This is a genomic window from Campylobacterota bacterium, from assembly GCA_020633995.1.
In the GTDB taxonomy this organism is placed as follows: domain Bacteria; phylum Babelota; class Babeliae; order Babelales; family RVW-14; genus JACKCO01.
In genome coordinates this window covers 156,966-168,807 of sequence record JACKCO010000003.1, presented here as the reverse complement: position 1 = coordinate 168,807, position 11,842 = coordinate 156,966, and the positions used below count along the sequence as shown (strand labels likewise).

Below are 11,842 nucleotides of genomic sequence, written 5' to 3'. Positions count from 1 at the left end.
ATATTGTACTGCCAGACAGCTTAACAAACGAGTGTCATGCTCGCAATATATTTGTCAATACCGTAATTTTTAACTTGTGTAGCCTATCTTACTGACTAACTGTAAGGTTAAGATTGTTGCGTGAAGTAGTCGTAGACAAGTACTCCTGTAGAGGTAAAAAACATACCTCCTATACATACAAGCCCTAGCGGAAAGTCGTCCCAGTAGCGTTGGGCAACCCGTTTGTAATAACCTTGTTGCCAGAGAGTATCTGTTGAGGCTATTTCGATTGATCTCTGGTCAAAAATTGCTCCATAACTGAGTAACAGCTCTATCATTTGATAATTATTGTCTAGCAGTGCTGTGTCAAGAGGACGCTCTTTTTCAAGTTCTGTGTGAAAGTTGGCACCGTACATGTTAGTGTTGGCCCCTGCATCGAGTAGTAGCTGAGTCATCCCGATGTTATTTCTTTCTACAGCGTAGTGCAGGGCTGTTCTTTGATAATGGTCAATAACGTTGATATTGATGCCTGCGCTGAGCAATGCTTGTGCAACGTGAGTATTCCCCCTTACAACAGCACTGTGCAGAGGGGTTCTACCCTCAGCATCAAAAATTGACAGATCTGCACCTTGTTCGAGAAGAGTGTTCACATCATCCTCGTTTGATGCTTCAAAGAAAAGTTTTCTATCAAGTGCATAGAGGTGCAAAAGCCTATCTTTTATATTTTCAGGAGACGCCTTTATTACGTCGCGCCTACAGTTGTCATGGCTGCAAAACGTTTTGAGTGCGTATCTGTAGATCGCATTCAAAATACCTCGAATAAATAGTCTGGAGTTTTCATCATTATCTGGAAGTTCTGGGTGATTATTTTTCCAGTAAAAAGGGTAATTACTTGCAAACCAGATATACCCTTGTTCTTGCCAATGGTCTTGCAAACAAAGTGTCTGGCTTATTGCCTGAAATTCTTTGTTCTCGATCAGTTTTTTTCTGTGAGCGAGAATTAGGTATTTTATTCTTTTTTCGTTGCTTGAAAGTCTGCGAATAAGTTCTTGTGTTAAGAGGTTGAAGTTTGATCGAGTTTGTTTTATGAAGCATGCAGGCATATGAACTTCCATGCGATGATAATCGTTTCCGTAATAACTTTCATCTGTGTAAAGCTCTCGAGATTCTTTCCAAAGGCCATCTTTAACGATATCTCGCCCATGAAGTATGTCATTGTATTCACGTAAAATTTTATTGTATTGAGGCCAACTTTTTTGGTGTGCACGTGCAACTAGATCCAGAAAAAGCCTTTTTTTAGTGAAATAGGTTGGGTCGTAAGGTCGAAAATTTGTATCATCATGATCATGATAAAATGTCCAGTCGTGGTGTATTGTATAGATTTGTTGAGGCAAAGATAAAGCTATGAATCCAAAAAAACAAATAACTTTTTTACTCACAATTCCCCTCAGATTATTTATTTTGATTATGCCAGACATTGTATTGTTTTATTGTCCGGCAGCTTAACAAACGAGTGTCGCGCTCGCAATATATTTGTCATTTCAATATTTTATGGACATTCTTAGGGGGGGCAGTTAGTGTAAAAAAGAAAGGAAGGAGTACTATGAAAAATTGTCTTAAAATCATAGCAGTGAGTTTTTTTGTTTTTGTTAACCTACAGGCAAAGATAGAAAATACTGCGTATGTAGTTGATAAAATTTTTTCTGTCTTAACCATTGGTGCGGAGCAAGACTACATAGGCGAAGATGTTAGTCAGCTGGAGCACGCACTGCAAGCTGCTTATTTGGCCGTTCAGGCTGGGGGGACTCAAGAGCAAATTATTGCTGCATTGTTGCATGATATTGGTCATCTGTGTGCTGACCAAGCATGCGAGAAAATGGGAATTTTTGGTACCGCTGGCCATGAAGAGCTAGGGGCTGAGTATCTTTTTGAACACGGTTTTTCAGATACTGTTTGTGCGTTAGTTAAGGGGCATGTCCAGGCAAAGCGATATCTTGCGTTTAAAGATGAGGCGTTTAGAGGAAAGCTTTCATATGCAAGTCAGCAAACACTGGTTGCTCAGGGCGGACCAATGACGCAAGGCGAAGCACATGATTTTGAGCAAGATCCGCTATTTGAGCAAAAGTTACAGATTCGCGAATGGGATGACCAAGCAAAAGTTGTAGATTGTGTCGTGCCTGAGCTTGAGTACTACCGTGACATGTTAATTGATCACGTACAACAAGTCCTGCGTTAGTTAGAAATTTTCTTCCAGAGTTCAAGAAAATCTTGAAAGCTCATTTGTTGTGCACGTAACTGAAGTGTTTCTTCTGGCAAGTTTTGCCATGCATAATGTGTTGAGCGCAAGTTATTACGTAGCATCTGGCGTGGATGGGAAAAACATGATTTTAAAAATTTCCAGAACTGCTCGACATTGGGTATTTCTGGTTGGTCAGTGCGTGGCTTGAAGTAGAGTAGGCGTGAAAATACTTTTGGTGGTGGGCTAAATGCGCCCGGCTCGATTTTTTCTAGAAGTTTGAAGTTAAAATGATATTGCAAGTAGAGCGATGTTGCACTGTATGGCTTCCCCCGAGATGCGACAATTTTTTGTGCAACTTCTTCTTGAATCATGACCACACCCTCATCAAACAAATGGCGATAGGTGACGAAGCGAAACATGATGGGAAAGGTTATTTGGTAGGGTAGATTAGCCAGGACAACCCACGGTTTGTCTGGCCCCATTTCCAGGTCAAAGTCAACGTCCAGGATGTTTGAAAGTATGAGGTTGAGTTTTGGGTCCTTGATTTGGCTCTGGACGTACTCCATCCATTCTTGGTCTATCTCGTACACCCGCAACTGCTTGCATGGCGTCTGGGCCAAAATTGAGCGTGTTAGGAACCCATCACCACAGCCAATCTCCAACACACTGTGCTGGTCGGTGACAGTGACAGCTTCAATCATATGGTCAACGACCGATTGTTTGCGTAAAAAGTGCTGTCCTAGTGCTTTTTTCTTACGCGGCTGCTGTTCGCGGTCTGAGGGGTGTTGGTTACGAGAATGCTTGTTGGGATGCTTTTTCCTGTACTGTTTCATCCCTGTATGGTACACTAAAAACATGATCCAGGCTAGCGCTTGGAATCTGCTATCAAACTGATATTGTCAAAATTTGACTTATTGTAATTATTTGATAGGCTTGAAATGTGGATTTGGACGATCTTTCGTCATTCCGGCCGCCGAGCCGGAATCCAGCCCCTGAACTTGCTTCAGGGTGACATCATCCACAAAGATCTTTGAATTTCACGGGGGCGTACTGGCTTCGACGTAGTATGCTGTGCATTGAGTGCATGCCGAGTTTTGAATGCAAACTCGTAAAAGAAGTGTTCAAAAACAATAAATGAAAACGACAATTATGTTGTTGACGCTACTAGCCACAAAACTGGCTTTTTCAATACACTTGGTTTTGGTGCAAGCCAAACTCAAGTTGCTGCATTTGCTTAGTTTTTAGTAACGTTCTTGTAAGTGTGAGCGCGTCTATCCGCTTTGCTTACTCGTATTAAACCCAGATAGAACTTACAGCCTCAGACTTTTTAGTTGTGTAGGGCTGTGAGTATCACTCAACTGACTCTTGTCTGTTTGTGCTTCTGCCATTGGACAAGAGTAGAACGCAGAAGCTGAGCATGGAGTGCTTAATGTGTAGAGTATTGCGGACATGGGTTCAATTCCCATCGCCTCCACCAAAAAATTGAAGGGCTAAGCGCGACGGTTTAGCCTTTTTTTCTATATAATATAAAGTATGGAGTGAATGAGCCGTTTCTACCGGTTTGAAGAATTTCATCAATATTTTCACACACAGATTTTGAGCCATCATTACAGTGGTACCAGATGTCACCTTCTTTGATCAAGGCTGTGTAGTGGCCGCCTCCTAGGCTGCCCGAATGTTGAACGACCCCAACGGGCTCATATTCATGTCCTACAAGCATCAATTTTTGCAACTGTGTGACCGGATTTTCTATTTTTGTACTATGCTTGGTCTCTTTGTCAAAGCCAAATCGCTTGAGTTGTATTAACACGTGGTCTGATACTTTGGTTAAGGTTATTTTTTTTCTTGCATTGACATAATTTTTGCATTGCTCGCAATACCAAGATTCAGCGCCTCCTAGGTCTTCAGGAGTCTGGTAAAAATCGACAAGCTCCTTGAGTGTTTTTGCAGGGGTATCCGCTTTGTTTGGATCGTTTTCGATTTCAGGAGGAAACGAAAGCGGAAGCGAAATACTTTGTTCATTACTGATACTTGAATGTTCACATTTTGCTATTATGTTTTTATTTTCGTCACAAATTCCAATGCCTGTTCTTTTATCTGTGAAGTTTATATGTAGCACATTTTCAAGTTGAGTTTTCTTTACGTCGGGTTTTGAGGTGTGGCGATAATTTTCATCAAGGTTATCAAGATAGTTCAAAAAACATCCTGCATCTTCTTGGCTATATTCTCTAATCCAACAACCTTCATTGTTGAAAAGCAATGTATTAAAAAGTTTTATTTCAAGTGAAGTGTCTTTATTTTCCCGAAGTGCTTGTGCGAGATTACGCATAACAGCGTGGAGCTTGAATTGTTTAAGAAAATCCCTAAGTTCTTTTCCTTTGAACTTAAGTTCTCCTGACTCAAACCGTCTTCTTACGTCTTCGGTTATGCCACCCTCCATGGGAAGTGTATTTGCAAGTTGAGGAATGCCGCGTAGCAGAACTTGTAGCGTTGAATTCATATAGCAGGTATTGCCAAGATTGCTCAGAGCACCTTCTTGTGCGCCGAGGTTAGTGAATGTGACATACCGCTCGAGTGGAGGATGTCCTTTTCCTGATCCAGAGCCGTTGCGACTACCGCTACCGTTGGAGCCCTGTCCATCTTGTTCATCTTCACCATCACCTTGGTTGAGCTGATAGCAAAGCAATATCATTTCAGACACAAGTGCATAAAACCAGTAGCGTTGTGTGTCAAGGCTACCATGGTTTTTAAGAAGCTGCTGGGCAATGCGTAGCACTGTTTGTGTGTGCTGAGCCATGAGTGCTGACCTGAGCGATGCAGGGTCATCAGATTGTATGATGGTTTGAGCGATGTTGCTTGCGCCTACTGCAAGAGGCAAACATATGTAAACGTTTTGTGCTACGTCATTATTTTTTAGTGCCTGTCGAGCTCTAAGGTCCTTTTTGTCAGCAAGCAGTTTGCTTAAGTTGGTTGCTAGTTCATAGCCGGTTTGGCCGGCCCATGCGATACGGGGAATGATATCAAGCATGAGCTGGAAGGTGCTGTGTTTTTGATTAAGCTGTTTGCTTAGATGGTAGTGATTATGGGCCTGTATGCAGTCAACGGTAATTTGTGCGATTGCATGCATGCAGTTGAGGGTGACTGCGTCGATGCCATAAGCAGACTCTTTGTTTTCTAGCTGCATATAGTTGGCGGCTGTTCCTGTAAGCATGCTTGCCGCGCTCATACACACAGTTGTGGCTTGCAAAGCACTATCTTCAGCACGACTTTGCTGAGCAAGATTTATGCATAGCAGTAAACAGAAAGTGGATTTCAGGATTTGCCTCATAAACATCTCTTTAATTATAACGATCTCAAATTTTTAGCATCCTACCATACTACAAATTTGCATAAAAATTAAAGTTATTTTAAATAAACGCATTCTTCGTATTTATTGACTATATTTATTTTTATTTGAGAAGATGTAGATATAGGGGGGATTTTTGATATGCATAATGGTCGCAATGCGAATTTTGTCAAAAGGGGAATGAGTATGAAAAAAATTGAAATAATGCTATTGGTAGGCCTTATTGCAGCGCTATGTGGCGTAGAGTTAATGGCTCGACAAGAACAAACATTTGCGGTAGGGCAGGCAAAAAAAGGTAAAAAGGGTAACCATAGACGTCCACAAAAGCCAGCTCCAAAAAATCCTAAGAAAAAAGGTAATCACAAAAAAGGTAAAAAAAAGGGAAATAAGGTTGGCGCTCGTGCACAAGCGGCGTTGCGCAGGCAATTGCCAAAGCAAGTGTAAACAGTGAAGGCGAGACCATCTCGCCTTTTTTTATTTATTGATAGTGCTAAGTAGACGTATCATTTTGAGCTTGAGTGCGAGCAGAAGGTTTGTAATGGCATTATTTTTTAATGATGACGCCGGAGCTTTTTTTGGTGATGGCTTTGGGTGCTTTTTGGGTTGGGTTGCTTGAGGTTTGGGTTGAGAACTTGTTTTTTCGGCGCCTTGTACTGTAAGTGGGGGCGTGTATGTGAGGACATTTTTTCGCTTATAAAAGAGAATGTATGGTGTAAAACCGCTATCAACGCCCTCGGCATTAATTTTTTCAATTCCCTTAGAATAGTCAGAAACACTTGAATCATTGTAAAGGTTCCACGAATCATTGGCATCTTTTGCTGCAGCAATGTAGTGTCCTCCTGCCAGAGATCCAGATTGTAAAACAATTGCAAAGAGCTGGTACCTTTCTCGTTCATTTGTATAAGCAATGGGTAGCGTGAATTCTAAAAAATCTGTAACAGGGGTATTAATTTTATGTGCATCCCCGCCTCCAAGTTTAAAAAAGCGTCTTAGTTGAACAATTAATGCATCGGGGGGGTGGACCGATGCTGTATCTGGTTTGGTTAAAGCACTTGCGATATGAATTCTACGTACAATGCCTCCAGTATTTTTCTTTTTACAGGTTTCACACTTGTAGTCCTCGGGAATTTCATCAGCTTTTTTTAATAGATCTCGGAGTGTAATTTTTTGATTTTGATCCGGTATGTCCAATGCAAAATATGTTTCGGGGTCATGATTTTGGATGTCCTTTTGCTCAATATTATAGTAGTAATGCTTGTTCTTAGGATCTTGTGCACATTCATATTTTATGACGTCTTTAAGAAATAGCGAACATCTAAAGCCAGCAGGCTTAAGGTCTAAAAAAAGTTTTTCAAATAAAAACTCTGCGGCATCTTCTTGACCTGTCCGGCCGAAGTAGTTGTTTCTTACCAAGGCATTTAAATTGTTAACACTAATAGGAGTGTTGCCTTGCGAGTGTAATGAATTTATCACATTGATGAGTGTTCCGTTGATATTTTTTTTATTAGCATCTGTAAGTTGTTTTTGTGCCTCTTGTAAAATTGGGACTATGTTGGGCATGTGAGAGAGTGCCTGTAGTGATGAATTCATAAAACAGCGTGCATCTGGATTCTGAATACCCTTGTTTTTTGTTAGTGCTGTATTAACCAAGCCAGACCATGCAATAAGCACAACTATTTTAAGACCCGTTTTTTTCATATGATTATCCTAAAGATAAATATGGTTTTTCGTATGTCTTTAATTTTTTCAAAAAGATGTATGTGAGGTCAAGAATGTAGAATAAACAAAGAACCCCAGGTTTTTGCTGGGGCTTTTGTTTTCTACTTATCAAATTTGATTTCTATAGGTTTGCTGCCTGCTGCACCAAGTGGTGATGTTGTGGATGAGTCGGGTGACTTGTCAGCCGATGGTGGCGCTGTAGGGGTTGGTCTTGAAGTTTCGCGGTTGTAGACCAAGCGAACTGGCTTTGCAAATTCAATACCTTTTTCAGCAAAGAGCTTTATCAGGGCCATGCGTAGCTGAGATGATATTTCCCACTGTTCTTTAACACGACGGGCGCTGATATAAGCACGAACCATAAAAATTTGCATGTCATCTTCAACTTCTTCAAGACGAATAATAGTGTTTGGCACTTTCAGAATAAGTGGATGCTCTTGAACTGTCTCTGCGATGAGTTGTTTGACTTGATGTGGGTTAGAGGCCATATCAACACGAACAAACATGTCAAAACCAACGGCAAAACGTCCACGACCCCAGTTATTGACAACTTTACGGACCACATCACTGTTCGGCAAAATGAAACTGTGGTTTTTAGGTGTGATAATGGTAGTCGTTCGAGCTGAAATTTTGTGCACTGTTCCCAGCACATCGCCAATCTTGACAAAATTACCAATCTCAATTGGTCGTTCAATCAAAACAAAAAATCCGCATAACCAGTCTGCGCCAATATCTTTGAGTGCAAAACCAAGACCAACGGCGATCGTTGCACTGAAAAAGAATATGAACTGTTCAAGGTGGATGGCACTAAGGCCAAGCAGAACAGCAATGAAAACAATGGCATAGTGCGAAATACGTGAGATGGTGTTTTGCATGCCGGGTTCTGAGTGCAAAATAGTGAAGAGCTTGTTGAGTACAAACCGATGCATAAGCGATGATAAAACAAAACCAGAAGCTGAAAAGAGCACTAACAAAACAAACTCTACGATGCCAACTTTGTTAACGCCGACGCGTATAACCCATTCTTCTGAAATACTTTTCCATAAATCCATAGCGGTATAGTTAAAGCCCCAGACGCGAGAGAGCAAGACAAATGTTGCAAATGCAAGCAGCAGAAATGAAAAAATAATGAAGAAGCCATAATAGGCTTTGGCATGCTCAAACTTGTCGATGAATTCTTCATCTTCTTCACTCATAAACATAACGAGTGAGTATTTACGCAGTGAAGCGTGCAGCAAGAACATGGCGTAAATCAAGAGTACTGAGGTTGGCACAGCAAAAGCCAAAAACCAAGCAAGATTGATGTACCCAACATATGGGTTAATGAGCACAAGAAGTGTTAGAACAAAGAAAAAGACTGGATAATAGTGTGTTTCAATCTTGCGTTTTAGCCAGATGAGAAAGCCATTGTTTGAGGGAATCAGTCGTAATACTTCGTCTTTGGTAAAACAGAGTGGTAAAATGAGCACCATAACCAGGGAATATGCAGCAAGTAGTACCGTTGCAAATTCTGACTGAGGGTTTGGTATATAACGTAAAAAGGCAGCGCGCAGCGGTAACAAAATTGCTGATGCATAACACAAAGTGGTGATAAAGAACATAACCTTGTTCTGGATGTGCTCGGCAAAGAAATAGTCACTGAGTTTGTTGTTAAGTGCTTTAAGTGCGCCCAAAAAGCGAAATGAGAGATAGACTAAAATCGGAATTGAGGCCAAGTAAAACAGTGCGACATAGTATGGATCAAGCTGAAGTGCAAAGATTGCGTATAGCAGTTTGCCATCCCAAGCTATATGGGCAAAGGCGAAAAGCCATGAAAAGAGCAGTGTGTAATTTTCAAGTGCAAAGTCAACGACGGCAAATAAAATGGTCAGGTAGAGAAAACGTGTTTTGTTATGATAACGGACAAGTATTTCAGAGGAACGCTCTTGCATATAGCGCAGCAGAATGCGTGCTCCGATAAACAACATGAGAAAGAAAATTAACAACAGGAGCATTTTCAGATAATCAAAGAGGGTCAGTTCTTGCAGTGAGCGCATGATACTGACAGGAGAAAGAGATGTAGGTGTTTGCCAGAAAATCTTTTTGGCAAATATTTCAGCCTCTAGGGCTGACTTGATGAGTGCGTCAAGAGACATAGCCTTGTTTGATCGACGCCAAATGCTTTCTGTTTTTTTGCGAGATACAAGATCAGACACGATTAAGTTGTATTGCTTAACAATTTTTTCCTGTAATCCTATCAAGTCAGCATTGTCGGTTGAATAATCTTGTGTGAGTGAGATGTTTGCTACCAGGTATTTTTTTGCCTCATTAAGGTTTTTGAGTACCTGTTGTAAGATAAGTTCTTTACCTTGAAACATAGCAATTCTGTTTTTTAATTTTTCCTCACGTTGTCTGAGGCGTTCAAGATTACGATTAGTCTCTATGGCAAGAGATGAGATAGAATCTTTTTTGTCTTTGAGTGTTTTGAGTGTGTTGCTTGCAAAATCATACTTATGTTTATAGGTTGTGAGCAGTTCATCAAGATTTTCAGTGTCTGTTTTAAGTTTGTAGCGCAAGTCGACCATGTTGTAGTCGATTTCTTTAAGTGTTGCCTCGGCATCAACAAGGTCCTTTTTTGTGTCAAGGACGTGTAGTTCTTGGCTAGTAAGATCGTACTGTGCCTGGACTTTACGCAGAAGTGACTTGTGTACTTCATATTCGACGTTATCTTTTCTTCCGCCAGATTTCATTTCGGCAAGTTTTTCTTTGAGATAGTCTATTTCAGAAGAAAGCTTGTCCTTGTTGGATTTTTTGATAGCACGCTGTTTGTTGATGCTTTCTTTTTGTGCGAGCGATTTTTGCGTTTGTGCGCTCCAATCGGCTTTTGCTATTTGTACATCATTGAAGTTAAAAACCAACCGGCTTTCAATTTGAGTAAGAAGTTGCTTTTGATCTGCAAGCTTGTGCTGCTCAAGCTCAACGTGCGTTTCTTGTAGAGAGGTCTCAATTTCAAGTTTTTCGGCTCTTAGTTTTGTAAGTTCAATATGTTCGGTAATGTAGTTTATTTCCTGGCTTAAGACCTCGCCTTCCAGCTTGATTAGGGTTGCCCCATCAGCGCGTCTAATGGTTTCTTCTTTATCTGCTTGGGTTATTAATTTTTCTTGTTCTTTCTGTTTACCCTCTAGCTGTTTTTGCCACGAGAGTAGCGATTCGCCTTCAGCTATTTTCTTTTTTCTGAGAAGGTCCTTTTTGTTTTTTGCGACTTCTATTTTTGCGGCAAGTTCAGCATTGCGGGCCTGTTGTTCGCGAAATTCTTTCCAAGAGTATGCAGGTTGAAGCCGTGGTTTGGGCGCTGGAAGAAACTCAATAAATTCTTTTAAAAGCTTGGTGTGATTTTCGGTTTTTTCTATGATCTCTTTCCAGAGTTCCTGGGCGTCAGATATTGTTTGCTTGCGATCATTGAGTGTGCTTAGTTTTTTGTTGAGAAACTCAAGCTCTTTTGACCGGGCTGTTTTTAACTTACCTTTGACAGTTTCAAGTTCGGTATTGAGGTAGTTGAGCCTGGTCGTGTTTGTTTTGTGTGATTCTTCAGACCTTTTTTTTAGTGATGAAAGATTTTCTTCTAGGTCTTTAAGTTGTGTTTTTTTTACTTCAACGTCGCCACCAAGAATGGTAATAGCAATTTTTTTGTTGCTGGTTTGTTCGTGGGGAAACATAGCAAGAGATGTAACAATGGGAAATAAGCAAAAGGCGAATATTAACGGGCCTTGTTTTTTTAAACGCATGAGCACTCCTTATATTTCTTAAAGTCAATCGTACATAAAACGTACTGTGTTGAATGCGTCAAAACGTGGATGTTCCTTCAGACACTCAATGATAACTGCCTGGTAATGGGTCATTTGGTTTTCATCAAGTGCATCGAGTGCATTGCACAGCGTTTTTAAAGTGTCTTCTTTAATGACATTAATAAATAATTCCCCAGTAATCAAGAAACTAAGTCTGCAACTTGGTTTATCGAGCTTGTTAAGGGGAATATGGTCAATCAGCACTAAAAAGGTTAGAGCTGTTATTTTTTTTAGTCTTTCAAATTGGGGGATTTTGTGTCTGTAACCAAGTAGTGTGTAGCTGTTGAACACAAGCTTGAATACTTCATGATTTGGGTATTCAAGTGGCAGAAAATAATAACAGAGCTCTGCAAGATGATGAATCCAATAAAGATCATGAGTGGTAGCTGTTATGGGAGTTGCTATAATTTCGAAATTGTCTGTAGCATAAGGTAGCAGCGCATTTTTTTGAAAATGGAAAGATACGAGTGTGTTTGGCCGAATTTCTTGCGGGCGATAGTTGTTGTTGTAGTAGAGATGAATTTTCCCTTTACTGAGCGTAAGTATATTGTATTTTTTTCTATTAGAAAAATTTTGCTTAAGGGTAAAGCCGTATTCTTGGTTCATTTTAATTGAGAGGAGGGGTTATAGACTATATTTTTTGTGTGCTCTAACCGTAGCATGCTTACGTTGTGCTTGTATAGTAAAAGTATCCAGTTTAATTACATAAATTGCTATGATATACTCAAAGTCTATGAA

8 protein-coding genes and 1 other RNA gene are annotated in these 11,842 nt (G+C 40.4%); 3 read left to right on the top strand and 6 right to left on the bottom strand.

Features of this window, described 5'->3' with window-relative positions:
* Window positions 1–107: 107 nt before the first annotated feature.
* Window positions 108–1,418 (bottom strand): ankyrin repeat domain-containing protein, encoded by a 1,311-nt coding sequence (locus tag H6679_00575; GenBank protein ID MCB9492749.1) that lies wholly within the window; start codon window positions 1,416–1,418, stop codon window positions 108–110.
* 164 nt (window positions 1,419–1,582) lie between these two features.
* Here H6679_00575 and H6679_00570 point away from each other — a divergent pair, with 164 nt between their 5' ends.
* The gene (locus H6679_00570; GenBank protein ID MCB9492748.1) at window positions 1,583–2,215 is read left to right on the top strand and encodes an HD domain-containing protein; all 633 of its coding nucleotides are present in this window, start codon (window positions 1,583–1,585) and stop codon (window positions 2,213–2,215) included.
* Here the strand turns inward: H6679_00570 and rsmA are convergent.
* Window positions 2,212–3,051, bottom strand: coding sequence for a ribosomal RNA small subunit methyltransferase A (rsmA, locus tag H6679_00565; protein MCB9492747.1), 840 nt, complete (start codon window positions 3,049–3,051; stop codon window positions 2,212–2,214). The genes H6679_00570 and rsmA overlap by 4 nt on opposite strands.
* Before the next feature lie 208 nt (window positions 3,052–3,259).
* Between rsmA and ssrA the strand changes: the two genes are divergently transcribed.
* Window positions 3,260–3,695: a transfer-messenger RNA gene (gene ssrA, locus H6679_00560) on the top strand.
* 27 nt (window positions 3,696–3,722) lie between these two features.
* Here ssrA and H6679_00555 read toward each other — a convergent pair.
* Window positions 3,723–5,546 carry a ubiquitin carboxyl-terminal hydrolase gene (locus tag H6679_00555; protein MCB9492746.1) on the bottom strand — a complete coding sequence of 608 codons (1,824 nt, stop codon included), beginning with the start codon at window positions 5,544–5,546 and terminating at the stop codon, window positions 3,723–3,725.
* A gap of 204 nt (window positions 5,547–5,750) precedes the next feature.
* Between H6679_00555 and H6679_00550 the strand changes: the two genes are divergently transcribed.
* Entirely contained in the window at window positions 5,751–6,008 is a 258-nt protein-coding gene (locus tag H6679_00550; GenBank protein ID MCB9492745.1) for a hypothetical protein, read from the top strand.
* 30 nt (window positions 6,009–6,038) lie between these two features.
* Here H6679_00550 and H6679_00545 read toward each other — a convergent pair whose 3' ends face one another.
* The 3 genes from H6679_00545 to H6679_00535 form a co-directional block, all read right to left on the bottom strand.
* Window positions 6,039–7,262, bottom strand: a complete 1,224-nt coding sequence (locus H6679_00545) for a ubiquitin carboxyl-terminal hydrolase (GenBank protein ID MCB9492744.1) — start codon at window positions 7,260–7,262, stop codon at window positions 6,039–6,041.
* A gap of 122 nt (window positions 7,263–7,384) precedes the next feature.
* Window positions 7,385–11,044, bottom strand: a complete 3,660-nt coding sequence (locus H6679_00540; GenBank protein ID MCB9492743.1) for a mechanosensitive ion channel — start codon at window positions 11,042–11,044, stop codon at window positions 7,385–7,387.
* Window positions 11,045–11,068: 24 nt separating this feature from the next.
* Window positions 11,069–11,710 carry a hypothetical protein gene (locus H6679_00535; GenBank protein ID MCB9492742.1) on the bottom strand — a complete coding sequence of 214 codons (642 nt, stop codon included), beginning with the start codon at window positions 11,708–11,710 and terminating at the stop codon, window positions 11,069–11,071.
* Between the last annotated feature and the right edge of the window lie 132 nt (window positions 11,711–11,842).

What these genes read in the sequence shown, in the direction of transcription:
- H6679_00555 (MCB9492746.1), bottom strand. Translation starts at nt 5,546, where the DNA reads ATGAGGCAAATCCTGAAATCCACTTTCTGTTTACTGCTATGCATAAAT.
- H6679_00545 (MCB9492744.1), bottom strand. Translation starts at nt 7,262, where the DNA reads ATGAAAAAAACGGGTCTTAAAATAGTTGTGCTTATTGCATGGTCTGGC.
- H6679_00535 (MCB9492742.1), bottom strand. Translation starts at nt 11,710, where the DNA reads ATGAACCAAGAATACGGCTTTACCCTTAAGCAAAATTTTTCTAATAGA.
- H6679_00540 (MCB9492743.1), bottom strand. Translation starts at nt 11,044, where the DNA reads ATGCGTTTAAAAAAACAAGGCCCGTTAATATTCGCCTTTTGCTTATTT.
- H6679_00570 (MCB9492748.1), top strand. Translation starts at nt 1,583, where the DNA reads ATGAAAAATTGTCTTAAAATCATAGCAGTGAGTTTTTTTGTTTTTGTT.
- H6679_00550 (MCB9492745.1), top strand. Translation starts at nt 5,751, where the DNA reads ATGAAAAAAATTGAAATAATGCTATTGGTAGGCCTTATTGCAGCGCTA.
- rsmA (MCB9492747.1), bottom strand. Translation starts at nt 3,051, where the DNA reads ATGAAACAGTACAGGAAAAAGCATCCCAACAAGCATTCTCGTAACCAA.